The sequence below is a fragment of the Buchnera aphidicola (Myzocallis carpini) genome (assembly GCF_964059025.1).
In the GTDB taxonomy this organism is placed as follows: Bacteria; Pseudomonadota; Gammaproteobacteria; order Enterobacterales; family Enterobacteriaceae; genus Buchnera_L; species Buchnera_L aphidicola_AK.
The window spans coordinates 92,725-116,908 of the sequence record NZ_OZ060376.1; the positions used below are offsets into that span (position 1 = coordinate 92,725).

General features: G+C 23.3%; 19 protein-coding genes. 10 read left to right on the forward strand and 9 right to left on the reverse strand.

Annotated features, from left to right (window positions below; all coding sequences use genetic code 11):
* Positions 1 to 238: 238 nt before the first annotated feature.
* From AB4W53_RS00450 to pheT, 7 genes are all read left to right on the forward strand, one after another.
* Complete coding sequence (locus tag AB4W53_RS00450) at positions 239 to 1,285, forward strand: 3-deoxy-7-phosphoheptulonate synthase (protein ID WP_367672115.1); 1,047 nt, start codon at positions 239 to 241, stop codon at positions 1,283 to 1,285.
* A 145-nt stretch (positions 1,286 to 1,430) separates the two neighbouring features.
* On the forward strand, positions 1,431 to 3,359 hold the full coding sequence (gene thrS / locus AB4W53_RS00455) for a threonine--tRNA ligase (RefSeq protein ID WP_367671973.1): 1,929 nt from the start codon (positions 1,431 to 1,433) through the stop codon (positions 3,357 to 3,359).
* Positions 3,360 to 3,362: 3 nt separating this feature from the next.
* A complete protein-coding gene (gene infC / locus AB4W53_RS00460) occupies positions 3,363 to 3,902 on the forward strand; it encodes a translation initiation factor IF-3 (RefSeq protein WP_367672116.1) in 540 nt (179 codons plus the stop codon).
* A gap of 33 nt (positions 3,903 to 3,935) precedes the next feature.
* Entirely contained in the window at positions 3,936 to 4,133 is a 198-nt protein-coding gene (gene rpmI / locus AB4W53_RS00465; RefSeq protein WP_367671975.1) for a 50S ribosomal protein L35, read from the forward strand.
* Positions 4,134 to 4,172: 39 nt separating this feature from the next.
* Positions 4,173 to 4,529, forward strand: a complete 357-nt coding sequence (rplT, locus tag AB4W53_RS00470) for a 50S ribosomal protein L20 (RefSeq protein WP_367671976.1) — start codon at positions 4,173 to 4,175, stop codon at positions 4,527 to 4,529.
* A gap of 102 nt (positions 4,530 to 4,631) precedes the next feature.
* Positions 4,632 to 5,636 (forward strand): phenylalanine--tRNA ligase subunit alpha, encoded by a 1,005-nt coding sequence (gene pheS, locus AB4W53_RS00475; RefSeq protein WP_367671978.1) that lies wholly within the window; start codon positions 4,632 to 4,634, stop codon positions 5,634 to 5,636.
* The gene (pheT, locus tag AB4W53_RS00480; protein WP_367671980.1) at positions 5,636 to 8,032 is read left to right on the forward strand and encodes a phenylalanine--tRNA ligase subunit beta; all 2,397 of its coding nucleotides are present in this window, start codon (positions 5,636 to 5,638) and stop codon (positions 8,030 to 8,032) included. The genes pheS and pheT overlap by 1 nt, the downstream gene beginning before the upstream one ends.
* A 73-nt stretch (positions 8,033 to 8,105) precedes the next feature.
* Here pheT and glyS read toward each other — a convergent pair whose 3' ends face one another.
* Positions 8,106 to 10,178: a glycine--tRNA ligase subunit beta gene (gene glyS / locus AB4W53_RS00485; protein WP_367671981.1), complete on the reverse strand. Its 2,073-nt coding sequence runs from the start codon at positions 10,176 to 10,178 to the stop codon at positions 8,106 to 8,108.
* A gap of 6 nt (positions 10,179 to 10,184) precedes the next feature.
* Positions 10,185 to 11,099, reverse strand: coding sequence for a glycine--tRNA ligase subunit alpha (gene glyQ, locus AB4W53_RS00490; protein ID WP_367671983.1), 915 nt, complete (start codon positions 11,097 to 11,099; stop codon positions 10,185 to 10,187).
* A 266-nt stretch (positions 11,100 to 11,365) separates the two neighbouring features.
* Here glyQ and rplY point away from each other — a divergent pair, with 266 nt between their 5' ends.
* Positions 11,366 to 11,656, forward strand: a complete 291-nt coding sequence (rplY, locus tag AB4W53_RS00495; RefSeq protein ID WP_367671984.1) for a 50S ribosomal protein L25 — start codon at positions 11,366 to 11,368, stop codon at positions 11,654 to 11,656.
* A gap of 147 nt (positions 11,657 to 11,803) precedes the next feature.
* On the opposite strand, the gene AB4W53_RS00500 is transcribed toward rplY, so the two are convergent.
* Positions 11,804 to 12,421 carry a DedA family protein gene (locus AB4W53_RS00500; RefSeq protein WP_367671985.1) on the reverse strand — a complete coding sequence of 206 codons (618 nt, stop codon included), beginning with the start codon at positions 12,419 to 12,421 and terminating at the stop codon, positions 11,804 to 11,806.
* Between the two features lie 175 nt (positions 12,422 to 12,596).
* Between AB4W53_RS00500 and rsmA the strand changes: the two genes are divergently transcribed.
* On the forward strand, positions 12,597 to 13,400 hold the full coding sequence (rsmA, locus tag AB4W53_RS00505; protein ID WP_367671986.1) for a 16S rRNA (adenine(1518)-N(6)/adenine(1519)-N(6))-dimethyltransferase RsmA: 804 nt from the start codon (positions 12,597 to 12,599) through the stop codon (positions 13,398 to 13,400).
* 309 nt (positions 13,401 to 13,709) lie between these two features.
* Here the strand turns inward: rsmA and carB are convergent, their stop codons facing one another.
* The 5 genes from carB to ileS form a co-directional block, all read right to left on the reverse strand.
* On the reverse strand, positions 13,710 to 16,940 hold the full coding sequence (carB, locus tag AB4W53_RS00510) for a carbamoyl-phosphate synthase large subunit (protein WP_367671987.1): 3,231 nt from the start codon (positions 16,938 to 16,940) through the stop codon (positions 13,710 to 13,712).
* Positions 16,941 to 16,953: 13 nt separating this feature from the next.
* Complete coding sequence (gene carA, locus AB4W53_RS00515; protein ID WP_367671989.1) at positions 16,954 to 18,093, reverse strand: glutamine-hydrolyzing carbamoyl-phosphate synthase small subunit; 1,140 nt, start codon at positions 18,091 to 18,093, stop codon at positions 16,954 to 16,956.
* A 94-nt stretch (positions 18,094 to 18,187) separates the two neighbouring features.
* Positions 18,188 to 18,979, reverse strand: coding sequence for a 4-hydroxy-tetrahydrodipicolinate reductase (gene dapB, locus AB4W53_RS00520; protein WP_367671990.1), 792 nt, complete (start codon positions 18,977 to 18,979; stop codon positions 18,188 to 18,190).
* Positions 18,980 to 19,074: 95 nt separating this feature from the next.
* Entirely contained in the window at positions 19,075 to 19,596 is a 522-nt protein-coding gene (gene lspA, locus AB4W53_RS00525; RefSeq protein ID WP_367671992.1) for a signal peptidase II, read from the reverse strand.
* Positions 19,523 to 22,336 carry an isoleucine--tRNA ligase gene (gene ileS, locus AB4W53_RS00530; RefSeq protein ID WP_367671993.1) on the reverse strand — a complete coding sequence of 938 codons (2,814 nt, stop codon included), beginning with the start codon at positions 22,334 to 22,336 and terminating at the stop codon, positions 19,523 to 19,525. Before ileS ends, lspA begins: the two co-directional genes overlap by 74 nt.
* Positions 22,337 to 22,626: 290 nt before the next feature.
* Here ileS and rpsT point away from each other — a divergent pair, with 290 nt between their 5' ends.
* Entirely contained in the window at positions 22,627 to 22,890 is a 264-nt protein-coding gene (gene rpsT, locus AB4W53_RS00535; protein WP_367671995.1) for a 30S ribosomal protein S20, read from the forward strand.
* Between the two features lie 73 nt (positions 22,891 to 22,963).
* Here rpsT and dnaJ read toward each other — a convergent pair whose 3' ends face one another.
* Positions 22,964 to 24,109: a molecular chaperone DnaJ gene (gene dnaJ, locus AB4W53_RS00540; protein WP_367671996.1), complete on the reverse strand. Its 1,146-nt coding sequence runs from the start codon at positions 24,107 to 24,109 to the stop codon at positions 22,964 to 22,966.
* Positions 24,110 to 24,184 lie beyond the last annotated feature (75 nt).

The window sequence follows — 24,184 nt, forward strand, 5'->3', positions numbered from 1 at the left end:
TTCTTATACATATACTCAATATTAGAATTATAATATTTATATGTTTTATATACATTGATGTTATATATATTTTTGTAATAATTACATACTTTATTATTATAAAAACTTTGTTATACAATTTATTTATGAATTTCAAAATATTATTACAGATATATATTTTAATTATATTTATTTATTATCATTGTAATTAATTTTTAAAAAAATTGTTTTATCAGGAATATGCATGTATTTAAAAAAAATGAAAAAAACAGATGAATTACGTACAATACGGATTGAACCGTTAATTACTCCTACAGATTTAGCAAATCGTTATCCATTAACTGCCGAAATTGTTGATAATATTATTGTAACAAGAAAAAATATTGCTAATATTATGACTGGTCAAGACAAACGTTTACTGGTAGTAATTGGTCCATGTTCTGTACATGATCCTATTGCTGCTGTAGAATATGCTAATCAATTAAATGTTTTGCGTAAGAAATATCATGCAACATTAGAAATTATTATGCGAACATATTTTGAAAAACCCAGAACAGTAATTGGTTGGAAAGGTTTAATTTCAGACCCTAATCTTGATAATAGTTTTAGAGTAAATCATGGTTTATCTATAGCACGTAAATTATTATTAGATATTAACACGATAGGTATTCCAGCAGCAACTGAATTTTTAGATATTGTTATTGGACAATTTATTGCTGATTTTATTAGTTGGGGTGCAATTGGAGCACGTACTACGGAAAGTCAAATTCATAGAGAAATGGCTTCTGCTCTTTCTTGTCCTGTAGGTTTTAAAAACGGAACGGATGGTAATGTTGATATTGCAATTGATGCAATTCGAGCTGCTCAAGCAAGACATTTATTTTTTGCGCCTAATAAAAATGGTAAAATGACTATTAATCATACTAGTGGAAATCCTTTTGCTCATATTATTATGAGAGGTGGAAGGAGTCCTAACTATCATGCAGATGATATTAATCTAGCAGTAAAGAAATTAAATGTTTTTAAATTGCCAGAATATTTAATGATTGATTTTAGTCATGGAAATTGTTTAAAACAACATCGTATGCAATGTGATGTTGCAGAATCTGTTTGTAAACAAATTATAGATGGTTCCAAAAATATTGCAGGTGTTATGATTGAAAGTTTTTTAAAAGAAGGGACACAAAATATTTTTTCTCAAAAGAAATTGTCATATGGTCAATCAATTACAGATCCGTGTTTAGGATGGGAAGATAGTGTTTTAGTACTTGAAAAATTAGCAAAAGCTGTGAATAGTCGATTATAAATTTTCATACCAGTCTTTTGACTGGTATACTCATGGAATATATTTTTAAAAATATTATAAATATATATTTTAATTTTTCAATTAATATAATATATGATATTATATTTGATGGTAAAATACTTACATTCAATGATAAGGATTGATAATGCCTGTTATTACATTACTTAATGGAAAAAAACGAGTATATCAAAATACTATTTCATTAGTAAAAGTAGCAGAAGATATTAGTATAGGATTGTCCAAAAATTCTATTGGAGCTATTGTAAATGGTCAATTAGTAGATTTACGATCTATGATTTTATACGATTCTCAAATACATATTTTAACTTATAAAGATAAAAAAGCAATTAATTTTATTAAATATTCTTACATACAATTATTGTCTTATGCATGTAAAAAAATATGGAAACATTCTAAAATAGGAATCGGTGGTATAACTAAAAACGGTTTTTATTGTGATATTGATATTAACAGTGTTATTAATTATGAAAAACTTTCAGAATTAGAATGTATTATGAAAGATTTAATTAATATTCAATATAATATTATACTACAATATATTTTAAAATCAGAAGTTAAAAAAATATTTTATATAAATAATGAATGTTATAAATTATATTATATTGAAAAAATTTTTTGCAATAAAAAAATAATACCTATTTATTTTCATGAAGAATATTTAGATATTTATTTAGGTCCTCAAGTTCCTAATATTAAATTTTGTTCTTCTTTTAAATTACAGAATATATCTGGAGCATATTGGGAAAGTAATAAGAATAATAACATGTTACATAGAATTTATGGTTTGTGTTGGTTAAACGATAATCAATCTTTAAAATATTTACAAAATGTAGAGAAAATTAAAAATAAAGATCATAGAATTTTGAATAAAAAAATGGATTTATATCATAGTTCAGATGTTGCTCCAGGTATGATATTCTGGCATGGAAATGGATTAATTATTTTTCAAGAATTAAAAAATTTTATTCGTATTCAATTAAAAAAATGGGAATACGAAGAAGTTCAAACTCCTATAGTAATGAACGAATCGGTTTGGAAAACTAGTGGACATATTGAAAATTTTTCAGAATTAATGTTTTATGTAGATACAGACAATAAAAGATCTTGTATTAAACCTATGAATTGTCCTGGGCATATATATATATATAATAATGTCTTAAGATCATATCGCGATCTTCCAGTACGATTAGCAGAATTTGGAGTATGTCACCGAAATGAAACATCTGGTTCTTTAAATGGTTTATTAAGATTAAAAAGCTTTACTCAAGATGATGCACATATATTTTGTACTTTACAACAAGTACAAAGTGAAATTATTAATTGTATTAATATTACTAATGAAATTTATAGAATTTTTGGATTTCAAAAAATTCACGTTAAATTTTCTACTAGACCGGAAAAAAGAATCGGAAGTGATACAATATGGGATTATGCAGAAGAAAATTTAAAAAATGCTTTATTAAAGCATAATATTGATTTTACATATCAAATTGGTGAAGGTGCATTTTATGGACCAAAAATTGAATTCGTTTTAGAAGATCGTTTAAATAGATTGTGGCAATGTGGAACAATACAACTTGATTTTTATTTACCAAATAGATTTTCTGCATCGTATATTGATGAAAATAATAAAAAAAAAATACCAATTATAATTCATAGGGCTATTTTAGGTTCTATAGAACGGTTTATTGGTATTTTATTAGAAGAATATGTAGGTTTTTTACCTACTTGGTTATCTCCTCTGCAAGTGATAGTTGTTAATATTAATAATAATAATAATAATTATGCTTTAAAAGTATTTAAAAAATTAGTACAATATAATATTAGAGTAAAGTATGATATAGGTAATGAAAAAATAAATTTTAAAATTCGAAAATATACTATGCAGCGTGTTTCTTATATATTAATATGTGGTGATAAAGAATCTTCGACTAATACAGTGAGTGTAAGGTATGGAAATAATAATATGATTAATTTAATGAATATTGATCTTTTTATTAAAAAAATAACTTATGAAATTAAAAATTATCTTTTTAATTCTTTGGAGGAATAAGGTATTAAATCTGGAAAACGTATGCAATCTATAAAACAAAACCGTATTAACGATGAAATAAAAGTTCGTGAAGTGAGATTAATTGGTGTGAATAATGAATTAATTGGAATTGTGAAAATTGATCAAGCATTACAACAATCTAAACTTTTAAATTTAGATTTGGTTGAGATTAGTCCTAATGCAGTTCCTCCAGTATGTAGAATTATGGATTATGGAAAATTTTTATATAAAAAAAGTAAGATTCTTAAAGTACAGAAAAAAAAACAAAAAATCATACAAACGAAAGAAGTAAAATTTCGTCCTGGTACTGAAAAGCATGATTATTGTATTAAATTAAAGAGTTTAATACGTTTCTTAAATCACGGTCATAAGGTAAAAGTAACACTACGTTTTCGTGGAAGAGAAATGGCACATCAAAACATTGGAATTGCAGTACTTAAAAATATTCAAGAAGATTTAAAGAAAGTATCTTTAGTGGAATTTTTCCCATCAAAGATAGAAGGAAGACAAATGATTATGATATTATCTCCTAAAAAAAAATAATTTTCATTCTTTGAAATAGGTAAAAATATTATTATGCCTAAAATGAAAACACTGAAAAGTGCTTTAAAAAGATTTCGTAGTACAGAATCTGGTAAATTTAAACGTAAACAGTCTAATTTACGACATATTTTAACTAAAAAAACCTCTAAAGTAAAACGACATCTTAGAAAAAAAATATTAATTTCAAAATCAGATAACATGCATGTTCGAGCATTTTTTCCATATGGGTAATTATTAACGATTTCAATTAAACTTAATAAAGAGGTATTAATGGCTCGTGTAAAACGAGGTGTAACAGCACATTCACGGCATAAAAAGGTTTTAAAACAAGCAAAAGGATATTATGGTGCTCGTTCGAGAGTATATCGCGTTGCAAAACAAGCGGTCATTAAGGCTGGTCAATATGCATATCGTGATAGAAGACAAAAAAAAAGACAATTCCGAAAATTATGGATTACAAGAATTAATGCTATGGTTCGTAAATATGAAATTTCGTATAGTGAATTTATTTTTAAATTAAAAAAAATGTGTATCCAGATTAATCGTAAAATTTTATCAAATATGGCTATTTCTAATCCTCATGCATTTGATTTATTAGTCAAAAATGTACAAGAATCCTTGCAATAAATATTTTTATATATTCTAAAGAATAGATGTTTAATTTCAGCTTCCTTTTTTGGAAGCTTTAAAAATTATATTAATTTTGGTTACTATTTTGAGTATCTATGTATGGATTTTGATAAAGTAATTTTTTTAAAAAAATTTAATGTACATTATAATCAAGTGATTACAATCAAGGATTTAGAAAAATTACGTATCCACTATTTAGGTAAAAAAGGTATTGTTGTTACACAAATTAAAAAAATTCAATATGTTCCATTATTAGAACGAAAAAAAATTGGTATAATATTTAACGATATAAAAAAATATATTATTAATAAAATTGCTTTAAAAAAAAAAAAAATTCAATTATTAAATATACAAAATAAAATACAATTAAAAAAACAAGATTTTTCACTACCTGGAAGAAGAAAAAATATCGGTGCTCTTCATCCTATTACAAATATGATTTATTACATAGAATCCATTTTTGTAAGATTAGGTTTTAAAATTATTCATAATGGATTCGAAATAGAAGATACATATCATAATTTCGATGCTTTAAATATTCCTAATTATCATCCTGCGAGACAAAATCAGGATACTTTTTGGTTTGACACAAACCGTTTATTAAGAACTCAAACTTCAAATATGCAAATTCACGAAATAAAGAAAAAAGAGCTACCGATTAAAATTCTTGTTCCAGGGAAAGTATATCGAAAAGATTATGATTATACACATAGTCCTATGTTTCATCAAGTAGAAGGGCTTATTATAGATAAAAATATTAATTTTACAAATTTAAAGTGGATTATTAATTATTTTTTAGATTTTCTTTTTAATAAAAAGATGAAGATAAGATTTCGTTGTTCTTATTTCCCTTTTACTATATTATCTGCAGAAGTAGATATCATGCATACTAATAATAATTGGCTAGAAATATTAGGATGTGGAATGGTACATCCAGAAATTTTAAATAGATTTAATATTGATTCAAAAAAATATTCAGGATTGGCTTTTGGAATTGGTATTGAAAGAATAATTATGTTATATTATGGAATTGATGATTTGCGTTTATTTTTAAAAAATGATTTAAAATTTCTTCAACAATTCAAAAGAAGCAGGTATTATTAATGCGATTGAGTAAACATCTTTTATATAACTGGATCAATTGTAATATTCATTTTGATACTATCTGTAAACAAATTACATATTCTGGGTTAGAAACAGAGGATATTCAGAATAATATTAATATTTTTCAAAAATATCTTGTAATAGGAAAGATAATATTTTCTATTCAACATCCGAATTCTTCATTGTATATGATTTACAAAGTAGCGATTAGTAAGGAAAAAATTTTAAATATCGTTTCTGACAATAAATTTTTTTGTCATCATATGAAAGTTGTTGTTGCAAAAATTGGTTCTATATTATCTAATAATAAAATTGTACAAAAAGAAAATATATGTGGTATTATCTCTGAAGGTATTATATGTACTTACAAACATTGCAATATGTTTAATAAAAAAAATGATGTTATTGAATTACTAGACTGTGCTCCAATAGGTATAAATTTTCAAGATTATTTATTTTATAAAGATCAAATTATTAAAGTAAATGTAACACCAAATAGATTAGATGCATTAGGTGTTTTTGGAATTGCAAGAGAAGTGGCTATTTTAAATGATTTCAATATGCCTAATATTGCTAATATACCAAGCCCAATAACAATTCAGGAAAAGTGTAATTTACAAGTTAAAATTTCAGATACTATATACTATACTAGTAGAATTATTAAAAATGTTAATTTAAATATTAAAACACCAATATGGATGAAAGAAAAATTAAGAAGATGTCATATTAATTCTGTAAATATTGTGATTGATATTGTAAATTATATTTTTCTAGAATTTGGAAAATCTTTATATGTGTTTAGTTTTTTAAATACTATGCATGATATTGTGTTACGTTTTGCAGAAGACTCAGAAAAAATTTTTATAAAAAATAAAAATACAATTATTTTAAATAAAAAAATCATAGTTTTATCAAATAAATGTAGTATTTTATCATTTTTAGGAAATATGGATTTTAAATATTTCCCGATTCATTTAAATCATAAAAATTTATTTCTTGGTTTTTTATTTGTTGATCCAAAAACAGTTTATAATTCTCTTTATGAACTTAAAAAAAAAAATCCTTGTATTCAAAACAATGAATATTATGTTGATACGACTGACCAGATAAAAATTATAGAATATACTACTAACCTATTTTTAAAAATCTGTGGAGGTAATGTAGGACCTATAGTTTCTTATGTATCTGAAGATTATCATAAATATATTAATAAAAAAATAACCTTAAACTATAAGAATATTCAAAGACTGACAGGATGTAATATTCATTATGATATTATTAGTAAAATTTTAAAAAATTTACAATATTCTATAGAATATACATGTGAACAATATTGGAATATTATTCCTCCAACATGGAGATTAGATATTACTATTGAAGAAGATGTCATCTCTGATATTATAAGAATTTATCAATATTCTAATATACCTATACAGCCTTTTTATTCTACTCACAATATTATTTCTAATAATATTACTGAAAATTTTTTAAAACGTATTAAATATTTATTAATAGATTTAGGTTATCATGAAGTGATAAATTATAGTTTTATAGATCCCAAAATACAAAATTTAATATTTCCTAAGAATAATTTTTTATTTTTAAATAATCCTATATCAATAGAAATGTCATGTATGCGATATTCTCTTTTACCTGGTTTAATTAAAAATCTCTCTTATCACCAAAATCGGCAGTATGAAGAAGTAAAATTTTTTGAAAGTGGATTATGTTTTTCTTCTAACCCTAAAAAACATTTGGGTGTGAAACAAGATTTATATTTATCAGGAATTATTGGAAATATTGGTGATAAAAAAAATTGGTTTTTTTCTGCTAGAAAATTTGATTTTTATGATTTAAAAGGTGATATAGAATCTATATTTGATATTTTAGGCTATTTAGAGAATATAGAATTTAAAAAAATATCTTCACGGATTTTACATCCTGAACAAAATTTTGGTATTTTTTTAAATAATCAATATATTGGTTTTTTTGGAGCTTTACATCCTTCTTTATTAAAGTCATTTAATTTACAATATTCTGTTTTTTTATTTGAATTATTTTGGGATTTTATAATTTTTCGAGATTTTAATAAAATCAAAAAAATTTCTGAATTTCCACATAGTAGAAGAGATATTTCAATTTTAATGAACGAAGATATTGAAGTTAATGAGATTATATTATTTTGTAAAAAAAAATTTATTGATTTATTATCTGAAATTCGCATTTTTGATATATATAGAGGTCACACTATTCCTAATGGTCAAAAAAGTATATCATTAACATTTATTTTTCAAAGTATCGAAAAAACTTTAACAGACCAAGAAATTGATAATATGATGTCTTTTTATTTACAAGGTATAAAAAAAAAATTTGGAGCTTCCTTAAGAAAGATATAATTTATGATATATTTTTATATACTAACTTCTAAAAATATCAACATGACTGATTTTTTATAATATGAAAAATGATTTATATTTTAGAAAAATCTGCAATTGTAAGAAATAAATTTTTTATTTTTGTAAGAAGTAAAATTCTATTTTTTTGAATATCAAGTTGAGAATATTTAATAGATATGTTATTTAAAAATTCTTTTATTGGTTGATTGAATGTAAAGAATATTTTTAAAATTTTTATATATTTCTTATTTTTTAATAAAATATATATTTTTTCATAATTTTTTTGGAATTGTGAATAAAGTTTTTTTTCTATTGTATTTTGTATTAATTTTTCATTTATTATATTTTTGGTGTTTATCACTACTTTTGTATTTTCAATTAAATTTGATATTCTTTTGTGTGTTAAAATGAATTTTTGAAATAAGATATTTTTTTCAAACAGAGATAGTATTGTTATTTTTTTATCAATATCTAAGATATTTGTATTTTTTAATACAATGATAGATTCAATAATATTCATATTACATTTTTTTTCTTGATATAATACACATAATCTATTTATAATAAACTCCATAATGATATTAGAAATTTCATTATTTTTATCTATATAAGAATATAACACAATAGATTTTTTAATAGTATCATATAAATTAATGTTAATTTTTTTTTCTATGAAAATTCGTATAATACCAATTGTCAATCTTCTTAAAAAAAATGGGTCTTTATTTTTTTTAGGATATTTCCCAATTAAAAAAAAACCAACAATAGTATCAATTTTATCTGTTATAGATAATAAACATCCCAGTATAGTAGATGGTACTTTATCTCCTGAAAATTTTGGTTGATATTGTTCTTTTATAGAGATTGCTATTTCATGAGAGATTCCGTAGTATAAGGAATAATGCATACCTATAATTCCTTTTAATTTAGGAAACTCATATACCATATTAGTTTTTAGATCACATTTTGATAAAAATGCACATTGTATACTTTTTTGTATATCTATTTTGGTGTATTTTGCAATATATTTAATTAATTTTATCATTCGATTTGTTTTGTGAAACATTGTTCCTAACTTTTCGTGAAATATTATTTGTTTAAGTAATAAAAAATATTTTTGAAATTGTTTTTTTTTATCATTCTTTAAAAAGAAATCTATATCAGCAAGTCTAGCGTTTAAAACGCATTCATTACCATAAATAATTTTATTAGGTTGTTTAGAATCAACGTTGGAAACAATAATAAAGTATCTTGTGATTGTTGTATTTTTAATGTTATATATTGGAAAATATTTTTGGATATTTTCTATAGTATATATTATAATATCTATAGGAATATTTAGAAACTTTTTATGAAATTTTCCGTATAAAATATTAGGCCATTCGACTAGGCATGTTATTTCTTCTAATAAAGAATTATAAAAGTTAATTTTTCCATGTAATTTATTTGCAATTTTTTGAGCTTGATATTGAATTTTTTTTTTTCGGATATGAAACTTTGCAATAACTTTTCCATATTTATATAGTATATTTTCATATTCTTTTGCATGGTTAATATGAATTTTATTTGGTAATGTACATGTGTTACCATACAAATATTTTCTTGAATGAATTCCAAAATTGTTAAATGGTACTAAATAATTATCTAAAAGCATAATCATATTTCTAATAGGTCGAATAAATTGTATATTATGTTCGTTCCATTTCATGGTTTTTAAAAGAGGAATATTTGTAATTGCAAATATTGTAATTTTTGGTAAAATTTTTTTTATAACAATTTTTTTTGTATAATTTTCATATAATAGCCATGTTCCTTTTTTATTTTTTAGTGTTTTAGTTTGTTGAATATTAATGTTAAATTTTTTTAACCATTTTAGTGCTGCATTTGTTAAGTTTCCATTATAATATGAATTTTTAATTGCAGGACCTTTTTCTTTTATTATTTTAATAATTGGAGATGTATCTAATTTATGTATTTTTATGGCAATTCTTTTTGGTGAATCAAATAAATTGGCTTGAGAAAAAAATATTTTATACTTTTTTAATTGCATAATAAAGTTTTTATAAAAAATATTTGCAATTTCTCTTATCATTCGTGATGGTAATTCTTCGGTGTAAATTTCTACTAAAAAAGTTTTGTAATTCATTTTATATTATATTTTACCTTTTTCTAATAAAGGAAATCCCTGTGTTTTTCTATATTGATAGTAATATTTTGCAATTTTAATCGATATAGACCGTATATTGAAAATATATTTTTGTCTTTCAGTGTTAGAAATAATTTGTCTTGCATCTAATAAATTAAAATTATGTATAGCATATAATAAATGTTCATATGCAGGAAGTATGAGTGGATGTTTCAATAATAATAATCTTTTAGATTCTAATAAGTGCTGATTAAAAAGTGTGATAAGAAATTTAATATTAGAATCATTAAAATTGTATTTGGATTGTTCAAGTTCATTTTTTTGAAATAATTCTTGATATGTTATTTCAGAAAATTTATTTTTATCCCATAGAATTTCATATACGTTTTTTATATTTTGAATATTCATTGCGATTCTTTCTAATCCATAAGTAATTTCTACAGTGACGGGAGAACAATCTAATGATCCTATTTTTTGAAAATAAGTAAATTGCGTAACTTCCATACCGTTTAATAGTACTTCCCAACCTATTCCCCAAGCACCTAATGTTGGATTTTCCCAATTATCTTCTACAAATCTTATATCGTTTAGGGTTTTATCAATATTAATTGTTTTTAAAGATTGTAAATATAGAATTTGAATGTTTTCTGGAGCTGGTTTTATAATAACCTGAAATTGATAATATTGTTGTAGTCTATTTGGATTATTTCCATATCTTCCATCAGTGGGTCTACGTGATGTTTGTAAATATGCCATTTTTAATGGTTCAGGACCTAATGCTCTTAAAAATGTGCATTGATGGAATGTACCAGCACCTACTGCAATATCTGTTGGTTGTACAATAATACATCCATATTTTGACCAAAAAATTTTTAATTTATCAATGATTTCACAAAAAGTAATATGTTTTTTTTTTTTCATGATGAAGTTATATGTAATAAAAATTTTATTGTATCAATGTATAATATAATTATATTAAAAAGAAATTAAAATTTTATTGATTCTTTACATTTGTAATTATGGTTAATGTGAAGAAAGTATATTTTTAATATTTTTTATGATATTATATAATATATTAAGAGAATTAATTTTTGTTACAATTGATTATTTTATTATATTAATTTTTTTAAATTTTAATTTAATAAGATACAATGATATTTTTAAAATAAAACTTTTAAGGTTAAATTATGTTTGTCATACATGCAGAAAAACGATTACAATGTGGTACAAATTACAGTAAAAGGTTAAGAAGAGTAAAAAATAGAATTCCTATTATTGTTTATGGATTTAAAAAATCACATATATGTTTATCGTTAGACCATGATACTATTTTCAATATTTATAAAAAACCGAAATTTCATTCTAATACAATTACATTGGTAGTATCTAATGAAAAATATTTAGTATTTTTAAAATCCATACAAATGCATTCGTTTAAGCTTAAAATATTACATATTGATTTTTTATATAAACCATAATATGTATTTTTGATATGATTGTATTTAATATTTTCGGTACGTAGCGCAGTTTTTTTGTGCGCTATCATGGTGATAGTGGAAAAGATTCGTAAAAAATCCTCTCGTACCGATAAATTTGATTTATAATATTGATTTTTTGTATATGTTTTAAAAATTTTTTTTTTTTTTGTATAATTTCCACATATATTGTATAAAAAAGAAGATACATATTGTGAATATAACAAGACATAAGAATATTTTTTTTTTAGAATAATATTTTTGATGATGCATTAGAATACCAGTAATAATACCTGGTATAAAATATACAGCAGGCCAAATTATACAAGAAATGAAACTGGGTAATACAAATTTTTTCATTGGAAGATTTAGCATTCCAGAGATCATAGGAATTAATGGTCTTGTTGGCCCAATTAATTTTCCGAATATAATAGTAATCATACTATATTGATTTATTTTTTTTTTTATATTTTGAAATAAATGGATATTTTTTTGAAATATTTTGATAGTATATATCCAATTTTTAAATTTCCAACCAATATAATAAGATAAATAATCTCCTATTAAACATCCAATCATTCCAGTGATCCATGCAGAGTAAAATGATAATTTTCCATTTCCAATTAATGTTCCTATACTAGTCATAAGAACAATTCCTGGCAATAATAATCCAACGATTGCTAGTGATTCCAAAAAAGTGATTAAAATTACTAATATTAAAGGATGAGATGTAGATTTAATAATTAAATATTGAATCCAATCTTTCATAATGACTCATTTTATTAAAAATTTTATTGAAAACTTATTTATAAGATATGATATTGTATCATTGTGAAGAAAATATTGTTGAAATTTGATACATGATCATTTTTGAAAATATTTTGTATAACAATTTTTATATTTTAATAAATTAATTATACACTAAAAGAATTATAAGAATAATATGAATAATAGATTATTCAAAAAATATTTCCCTAAAAAATCATTAGGACAGAATTTTTTATGTGATAAAAATGTTATTAGTAAAATTGTAGATTTTATTGATCCTAAGGGAGAAGATTGTTTAGTAGAAATTGGTCCAGGATTAGCAGCTCTAACATATCCGATTTCTAAATTTGTAGAGAAATTATTTATAATAGAAATAGATAAAAAATTATTATTGTATTTGAAAGATTATAGTTTTTATAAAAAATTATGTATTTTTAATATGAATGTTTTAGATTTTGATTTTAAACAGTTATCTCTTGAAAATCATAAAATGTTACGAATTTTTGGAAATATCCCTTATAATATTTCAGTAAAATTAATATTGTTTTTGATTAAATTTAATAATTATATATGTGATATAAATTTTATGGTTCAAAAAGAAGTTGCAGAACGTTTAGTTGCTATCCCTGGTACTAAATTTTATGGTAGATTAAGTATTATTGTACAATGTTATTATGATATTAGTATTGGATTTAATATTTCTCCTAAATCTTTTTTTCCTATTCCTAAAATAGATTCTACTTTTATTTATATTAGACCAAAACAAATACCTTTTTATTCTAGTATGTATTTAAATAATTTAAGTAAAATTACCTTTTTTGCTTTTCAAAAAAGAAGAAAATTTTTAAAAAATAGTTTATCAAATTTATTTAATCAACAGGATTTATTAAATTTAGGTATTAATCCGTATCTAAGAGCGGAAAATTTATCAGTAATGGAATATTGTAAATTAGCGAATTTTTATGAACATAAGAAATAATTCGTTATTTGTACTATATGATGTAATATAATTTATTTTTTTAAATACACAAATATATACATATTATTTTAATAATATGATTTTTATTATATTGATTAAATAATATAGTATATATTTTACTATTTTTTATTGTATAAATAATTTTTATATTTTAAATATTATTTTTAATACTTGATTTATAATATTATATATTATGTTATTCGATAAAAATATATTGTTCTTATATAAAGATATAATATATTTTTTATATTTTTATTATTATGGTAGTGCATCGTTTCAGAATATTAAATAATTTTATTGAAATGGGATTTATTGAGTGATATTTTTTTTTTGATACATATCTTGTAATTTTATGATACAATGATCAGGATTAGTTTTTAAAGACATTGTTGTTGCAAAAGCTGCATTAATAGTAGTATCATAATGAATATTATTTTCTAATGCAATAGTTCTAATTAATTTGATAGTTTCAATTTTTTTATTAGGTTTTGTAGTATCTATAATATAAGAGTATTCTCCATTTTTTAAATGGTCATATATGTTTGGTCTACCTTCGTGTACTTGATTGACCATTCTTGATTTTATACCGAAATCTTTTAATTTTTTATGAATTTTTTCTGTTGTATCTATTTGAAAATGTAATTGTGTTAATATTAATGCTAAATTAATAATATTGTTTTTATCTGATTTTTTTATTGATAGCAAAACGCGATTTTTTTTTTTAATTTTAGTATGTGTACTAAGCATAATTTTTGCAAAAGCATCAGGAAATGTTTTTCCTATACCCATAATTTCTCCAGTTGAGCGCATTTCAGGTCCTAATATAGGATCTGTACCAGGAAATTTATTAAATGGTAATATAGATTCTTTAACAGAAAAATATGATAACTTGATTTCTTTATTATATCTTTGTTGTTTTAAAGATATTCCATTCATGACTTTTGCGGCAATTTTAGCTAATGGTATACCAGTTGCTTTAGATACAAATGGTATAGTACGTGAAGCTCTAGGATTTGCTTCAATAATATATATTGTGTTATTTTTTATAGCCATTTGTATATTCATTAAACCTATTACTGATAGAGCAAAAGATAACTGAATGGCTTGTTTTTTAATTTCTTTAATAATATTTTCATTGAGTGTATATGGTGGAAGAGAACAAGAAGAATCTCCAGAGTGTATACCTGCTTGTTCAATATGTTCCATAATACCCCCAATTAAAACATCTTTTCCGTCGCAAATAATATCTACATCTATTTCTACTGCGTTTTCTAAATAATGATCTAAGAAAATAGGATTTTTTTGAGATGGTTGTAATATTTTTTGAAAATATTTTTTTAAATCATGTTCATTATATACAATTTTCATAAATCGACCACCTAATACATAAGATGGACGTACCATGATTGGGTATTGAATATCTTGAGAGGCTAATATTCCTTCTTCTATTGTCGTAATTGTTGTATTTTTTGGTTGTTTTAATTTTAATGCAGTGACTATTTTTTGAAATTGATATCTATCTTCTGCTTTATCAATATTTTTTGGATCAGTTCCAATAATTGGTATATTAAGTTTTTTTAAATCTTTAGCTAATTTTAATGGGGTTTGTCCTCCGTATTGTATAATAATTCCTTTAGGGTTTTCTATTCTAATAATTTCTAATATGTTTTCTAATGTAATTGATTCAAAATATAGTCTGTCAGAAATATCATAATCTGTAGAAACAGTTTCCGGATTACAATTAATCATAATTGTTTCATATCCGTCTTCTTGTAGTGCTTGTACAGCATGTACACAACAGTAATCAAATTCTATTCCTTGTCCTATTCTATTTGGTCCGCCACCTAAAATAATTATTTTTTTTTGAGATTTTGTAGGATGAGATTCACATTCTTCTTCCCATGTTGAATACATATATGCTGTTTCTGTATGAAATTCTGCAGAACAAGTATCAATTCTTTTATATACAGGATGTAAATTTAAATTATAACGTATTGTTCGAATATCTTGTTCTGTAAGTTGCATAAGTATTGCTATTCTAGTATCAGAAAAACCTTTTTTTTTAATCTTTTTTAAAAAAGAATAATCTATTTCATATAACTTTGTATTTTTTATTTTTTTTTCAGTATCTATAATATCTTGTATTTGAGATATAAACCATGGATCAATATTTGTTAATTTATGAATTTTTTTGATAGTAAATCCCATTCTTAATGCATCTGCTATATACCAAAGTCTTTCAGATCCTGGGTTTTTTAATTCATATTGAATTTTTTTAATATTTTTTACATTCTTAGTATCAATTTTAGATTCGAATCCATATGATTCAATTTCTAATCCCTGCATAGCTTTTTGTATAGATTCTTGAAACGTTTTACCGATTGCCATGACTTCTCCAACAGATTTCATCTGTGTTGTAAGTCTATCGTTACAACCTAAAAATTTTTCAAAATTAAATCTTGGTATTTTAGTAACAACATAATCTATTGTCGGTTCAAAAGATGCGGGTATGCTATTATTTGTAATATCATTATGTAATTCATCTAATGTATATCCTATTGCTAATTTTGCTGCTATTTTTGCAATTGGAAATCCAGTTGCTTTTGATGCTAAAGCAGATGATCTAGAAACTCTAGGATTCATTTCGATAACAATCATTTTCCCATTTTTAGGGTTAATAGCAAATTGTACGTTAGAACCTCCTGTTTCTACACCAATTTCTTGTAAAATTTTAATTGATGCATTTCGTAACATTTGATATTCTTTGTCAGTTAAAGTCTGTGCAGGAGCAACTGTAATAGAATCTCCAGTGTGTATACCCATAGGATCAATATTTTCAATACTACATACTATAATGCAATTATCATTACAATCTCGTACGACTTCCATTTCATATTCTTTCCACCCCAATAATGATTCATCAATAATTAATTCATGGATTGGGGATAGAGATAGTCCTTGTTCACAAATTTTTTTAAATTCTTCATAATTGTATGCAATACCTCCCCCGGATCCACCCATAGTAAAAGATGGTCTAATAATACAGGGAAATCCAATTTCTTTAGATGCCTGTATTGCATCTTGCATATTATTAACAATCTTACATTTTGCAGTTTTTAATCCAATTTGTTCAATTGTTTGTTTAAATAAATTTCTATTTTCAGATTTTTGAATAGATTGAATACTAGCACCAATAATTTTTATATTATAAAGTGATAAAATTCCTTTTTCATGTAATTTTAATGTGGAGTTCAGTGCAACTTGTCCTCCCATGGTTGGTAGTATTGCATCAGGTTTTTCTTTTTTAATGATTTTTTTAATAATTTTCCAATTTATTGGTTCAATATATGTCGCATCAGCGATTTCAGGATCAGTCATAATTGTTGCAGGATTTGAATTGACTAAAATTATTTTATATCCTTCTTCTTTTAATGCTTTACATGCCTGCGTCCCTGAATAATCAAATTCACAGGCTTGACCAATAATGATAGGACCAGCTCCAATAATTAAAATAGATTTAATGTCGGTACGTTTTGGCATGTTTATTCCTATACTAATTCTGTTTATAATTTTTAATGTTTTTTATAAATTTTTCAAATAATTTTTGTGTATCGTTAGGACCTGGGTTAGCTTCTGGGTGTCCTTGAAAACCAAATACATTTTTATTATTAATTTCAATACCTTGTATTGTATGATCAAACAAAGATATATGAGTGATTGTAATATTTTTTGGTAAATTTTTTTTATCAATGGTAAAATTATGATTTTGTGTAGTAATCATAACTTTTTTATTTTTTATATTTTGTACAGGATGATTACTACCATGATGTCCAAATTTCATTTTTTTAATTTTTGCTAAATTTGCTAAAGCTAGTAATTGATGTCCTAAGCATATTCCAAAAATAGGTATTTTGGTTGTTAGTAATTTTTGAATATTTGTAATAATTTCAATATATGATCTAGGATCTCCTGGACCATTTGAAAGTAGAATTCCATCTGGTTTTAATGCAATAATATATTCAGCAGAAGTGGTATACGGTACAACAGTTAAATAACATCCATAATCTACTAGTAATCTTAAAATATTTTTTTTAATCCCAAAATCATAAATCACAACATGAAAAGATAATTTTGTTTTTTGAATACTGGTTGTTTTTTTTTCTATTTTTTGTGTTCCTGTACTCCAATGGTAAATATTTGTAGTACTTACTTCTTTTAATAATTGTACATTTGATTGAGTAATTTTTTTTTGTATGTGTTGATATACTGATGCTATATTAATATTTTGATCACTGAGTATACATCCATATTGACTTCCTGTATTTCTTATTTTTTTTGTTAATTTTCTTGTATCAATATTTGTAATTCCTATAATTTGATGTTTCTTGAGATATTCTGAAAAACTCATACTACTTCTATAATGACTATCAATTAAAGAAACATTACGTGTGATGACACCTTGAATATGAATATTATTAGATTCAGCATCTATATTATTAATACCAGTATTACCGATATGAGGATATGTAAACATAATCATTTGATTTTTATAAGAAGGATCAGTTAATATTTCTTGATATCCAGTCATTGCAGTATTAAATACGATTTCACCAACTGCAATTCCTGTTGCTCCAATAGATTCCCCTTTAAATAATGTACCATCTTCTAAAGATAAAAATGCAGATTTTTTCAATTTTTTCTCCAATTGAATAAATTTTATTTTACATCGTAAATACAAATATATTTTTTTATTCAAATAATATTAATATTGTATTTTTAAAATCTATTTATGACATGTTTAAAACATCTATCATACTAAATAATCCATACTCTTTTGTTATTACCCATATTGCTGATTGAATAGCACCGTTCGAGAAAGTATTTCTATTATTTGCTTGGTGTTTAATAATAATATTTTCTCCAGCTCCCAAAAACATAATTTCATGTTCTCCAATAATATTTCCGCCTCTTATAATTGAAAACCCAATTTGATTGCTTTTTCTAATTTTAGTAATTTCTTTTTTTCTATATATACTACTTTCATTTAAATTCCATTTTTTATATTTTGCAATGATGTTTCCAATTTTTAAAGCAGTTCCTGAAGGAGAATCGATTTTATTTCTGTGGTGTTTTTCTAAAATTTCAATATCATAAGATTCATCTAACATTTTTGTCGCTTGTTTTAACATTTGAAATATGACATTAATGCCTATACTAAAGTTTGCTGAAAATACAATTGCAATATATTTAGAATATTGCTTAATAATTGACATTTCAGATTCATTAAATCCTGTTGTTCCTATAATAATATTTTTTTGATATTTTTTACATATATACAAATTATTTAAAGTATTTTTTGGTGTAGTAAAATCTATTAAAACATCAAAAGTATTAATTTCTTTTTCAATATTTTCAGTAATTTTTATTTTTTTATCATAAAAACAATTTTTTTTATTTATTACTTTAACAATTATACAAGTACAAATAACATTTTTGTATTTTTTGACTTCTGTAAGAATACTACTACCCATTCTTCCGTAAGCACCAGTAATTCCAATTTTAATAATTTTATTATGCATATTTTTATATTTCAGTTAGTATTTCAAAAAAAAATAAATATTATTATAATATTTACGATAAATTATTTTTATTATAATGGTATATTATAAGATTTTTACATTATATGAGAATTTTGAATCATTTTATTTTTTATTAAAAATATTAATCCAATTATTATAATAATATCTGCAAAGTTTAGAATAACTACATGTATATGATATAGATAAATATCTATAAAATCTATTATGTATCCATATTGTATTCTATCAAAAGTATTTCCTATGGATCCTCCCAATATTAATATATATTGAATGTTATCTTGGTGGTTTAAATAATTATTTTGGAAAATCACAGTGATTGTAATAACGTTAATAATAATAATAAGATAATTTAAATATTGAGGAAATTTTGTAAAAAAAGTATAGGCTATCTGATGGTTATGTACATAATAAATATTGATTATAGATACTATTTTTTGAAATTGATATAGATTATAATTATATACGATATATAGTTTACTACAAAAATCTATCATGAATATGATTAACAATAAAAAAAAGTTTTTATATAAATTTTCTTTTTTCTCCATTTTCATATATATTTTTATTACATCTATTACAAATTTCTTTATTGACATTTTTGATATATATATGATTATAATAATTCCAACATCTTGGGCATTTTATACCAAAATATTTTTGTATTAATATTTTTATATCTTGAATATTTTTATTTTTATAAGATTTTATAGGTGCATCTTGATATTTTTGAATTGTTACTTTAGAAACTAAAAATAAAAATTTTAATTCGTATGCAAGTATTGTAACTAATTTATAGAAATCATTTTTTACATATAATATAATGCTACTTTCCAGAGAATTTTTTATATTTTTCTTTTTTTTTTCTAATTCTATTATTTTATTAATTTCAATCCTTAAATTATATAATTTAATCCAGTTTTCATTACTAATAGCATTCTTTTGTAATATATTGTATGGAATTCGAAACCATTCTTCTATAAAAATCGATGTATCATGTTTTCCAGGTATATATTCCCAAATTTCATCTGCCGTAAATGGTAATATTGGAGTTATCCAGCGAACTAATGCATGTAGAATATAATATAATGCCGTTTGGCAACTTTTTCTTTCTATACTATTTTTTTGTAATGTATATTGTCTATCTTTAATAATTTCTAAATAAAAAGAACCTAATTCTATAGAACAAAATTGCATAATTTTTTTGACTACTTTGTGAAATTTATAATTTTGGTATAATATAATGATTTTTTCTTGTATTTTTTTTGTTCTATTTAAGATCCATTGATCTATGATTAGCATTTTAGAAAAATCAATAGTATGAGTGTATGGGTCAAAATCATTTATGTTGCTTAATAAAAATCTACTTGTATTTCGAATTCTACGATAATAATCAGAAATCTGTTTTATTATTGCATCCGATATAATAATATCGCTTGTATAATTTGTTGATGCTGTCCATAATCTTAAAACATCAGCTCCAAATTTTTTAATAATTTCTATTGGAGTAATAACATTTCCAATAGATTTAGACATTTTTTTCCCTAAGTGATCTACTGCAAATCCATGTGTTAATACTGTTTGAAATGGTAATATATTTTTCATACTTTTTGAAATAATAATAGAAGACATAAACCATCCTCTATATTGATCTGATCCTTCTAAGTACATGTGGAGGTTATTAATTTTATTTTTTTTATTACTACTGATTGTATTATTTATACATCCTGATTCAAACCAAACATCTAAAATATCTTTAGATTTTTTATATTCTTGATAATCTTTACCTAAAATTTCTTTTTTATCTATTTTCCACCATATTTCTATTCCGTGTAACTTGATAAGGTTACTAATTATTTTAAAAATATTAGTAGTTTCTGGATGTAGTTGATTGGTTTTTTTATGCAGAAATACTGTTATAGGTACTCCCCATACTCTTTGTCTAGAAATACACCAGTCAGGACGATTTTCAATCATTGTATGCATTCTATTATATCCCCAGTCAGGGATCCATTTTACTTTTTTAATATCATTTAGTATATTTTTTTTAAATACTTTATTTTGTACTTTTATAAACCATTGTTTAGTTGTTCTATAAATAATAGGTGTTTTATGTCTCCAACAATGTGGATAGGAATGATATAAATTTTCAGAACATAATAATAAATTGTTATTTTGAATTAATTCAATAATTATTTTTTCGCTTTTAAAAATATTTAAATAATTTAATTTATCATGTATATTATTGATGTAATTTCCTGCATGATCAATAATATTTGCTATAGGTATTTTATATTTTCTACTTATCAAATAATCTTCTTCACCGTGATCTGGTGCTATATGTACAGCTCCTGTTCCTGCATCCAGTGTCACATGTGTTGATAATATAATTGGTATTGTATTATTTAGAAATGGATGTATAAATTGCAAATGTTCTAATTGGTGTCCATATATCGTACTACAAACTTTCCATTTTGTGATTTTTATTTTTTTCATAATATTTACAACTAATTTTTTTGCAATAATTACATATTTTTTTTTGTAGCAAATTAATTGATATTGAAAATTAGGATGAACGGCAATTGCCCGATTTGCTGGAATACTCCATGGAGTTGTGGTCCAAATACTTATATATATCGCTAGTATTTTGATATTAATTGAAAAAATTTTTTTCAGATTTTCTAATTGGAAACATGAAAAAAGTACAATAATAGATTTTGTTTTTTTTGTATCATATTCTACTTCTGCTTCTGCTAATGCAGACTGGCATTTTATACACCAATGCACAGGTTTAAATCCTTGATACAAATATTTATTTTCAATAATTTTTCCTAATATTTTTATAACATTAGATTCTAAGTTTGGTTGCATAGTTAATTGTGCATTTTCCCAATCGCCAAAAATTCCTAATCTTATAAAATCTTTTTTTTGTTTTTTTACTTGTTGTATAACATATTCTTTACACATTTGTCTAAACTTTTCTTTTGTTATTTGATCTCCTGGTTTTCCAAATTGTTTTTCTATTTGATGTTCAATAGGTAATCCATGGCAGTCCCAAAATGGAGTATATGGTGTATTAAAACCACATAATGTTTTTGATTTTGTAATAATATCTTTTAAAATTTTATTTATAGCATGACCAATGTGAATATTTCCATTAGCATATGGTGGTCCGTCGTGTATTATAAAATTGGGTTTTTTTTCGTTTTTTTTTCGAATTTGTTGGTATATATTATTTTTTTTCCATTTATTTAAAGTAACAGGTTCTTTTTCAGATAAATTACCTCTCATTGGAAAGTTTGTTTTAGGTAAATTTAAAGTGTTTTGATAAGATTTCATCGAATCCTCATTATGAATAAAAATATATATTTAATACTAAAATATTTTTAATAGTTTTTTATAATATATGTTATAATACTGTGATATACAGTTTTACTTCTAAAGATATACTTTATTAATATTTTATATTTTCAAAATTATTATTTTTATATGGAATGATATTGATTCTGTATGTATAAAATAATTATTTTTTACAAAATACTTTAAAAATTTTGAAATATTCATATTGATTAGTATTTTATGAACTATTATATGTAAGTTGTTCATTTTTCATAATAGGAGAAATATCATTGTCTAATATTAAATCTTCTAAAAAACATGCTATACAATCTAAAAAAAATAATCAATTTAATAAAAGTAGAAAATCTTTATTACGTACATTAATTAAAAAAGTTGATATAGCAATTATTCAAAAAAATAAAATTCTTGCACAAGAGTCGTGGAAAATATTACAACCTATTCTAGATCGTTTTGCAACTAAAAAAATAATTCATAAAAATAAAGCATCTAGATGTAAATCTAGATTATATTTAAAAATAAAAAAAATACCTTAATACTTTGTATTTATATTATTTTTATGACAGTAGTATTGCTTCATATATATTTTATAAAGCAATACTATATTTTTTATTTTGTTAAATCGTCAAAAAACTTTTTGATACCTTCAAAAAATCTTTTTGATTTTGGATTATTTTTTTTTTTATTTTTATTATTATTAATACTACGCTCTAATTCTCTAAGTAGTTCTTTTTGTTTATTGTTCAAATTAATTGGTGTTTCTATGATGATTCTACAAAATAGATCACCCATATTTTGATTTCGAATAGATCGGATTCCTTTCCCTTGAATTCTGAATAGCTTTCCTGATTGTGTTTCTTCTGGTATTCGAATTTTAATTTTTCCATCTAATGTAGGTACTTCAATATTACCTCCCAATGCAGCCATACAAAAATTAATAGGAACATCGCAATATAAATTATTTTCTTTTCTTTGAAAAATATTGTGTTTTTTTACAAAAATTTGAATATATAGATCTCCTGATTGTGCACCATGTTTTCCTGCTTCTCCTTCATTTTGGAGTTTTATTTTATCATTAGTATCAACACCCTTTGGTATTTTAATAATGATTTTTTTTGGTTTTTTAATTCTTCCACTACCATTGCATTGATTGCAAGGATTATCAATGATTTCACCGCTACCTTGACAATTAGAACATGTTTGTTGAACAGAAAAAAAACCTTGTCTAATGTGTATTTGACCACTTCCTTTACAAGGATTACATTTTTTCGATTTTTCTCCTAAATATGAACCACTACCATGACAAAAATTACATTTTTGAAATATAGGAATAAAAATTTCTTTGCTCACTCCTTTTACGGATTCTTCTAAAGAGATTTCGATATTATATTGCAGATCTGATCCTTTTTTTGGTTTATTTTTTTTATTACTACCGAAAATATCACCAAAAACATCTCCGAAAATATCACTAAAATCTGTATTACTAGAAAAATTACCGTCGAAGGAGGTATTATTTGAATATCCACCTTGTTCAAAAGCACTGTGTCCATATTGGTCATATGCTGATCTTTTTTGCGAATCAATTAATACTTCATATGCTTCTTTAATTTCTTTAAATTTATTTTCGGCATTTTTGTTGTCTGGATTTCTATCAGGATGATATTGCATAGCTAATTTTTTATAAGCTTTTTTTATTTCTCTATCATTAGCAGACTTAGGAATGTTTAATATTTTATAATAATCTTTTTTTGTCATTCGATTTTCCTAAATATTACGAATTTTTAACGGACGTAAATATAATGTAATACGCCCGTATGAATTTAGAGATAT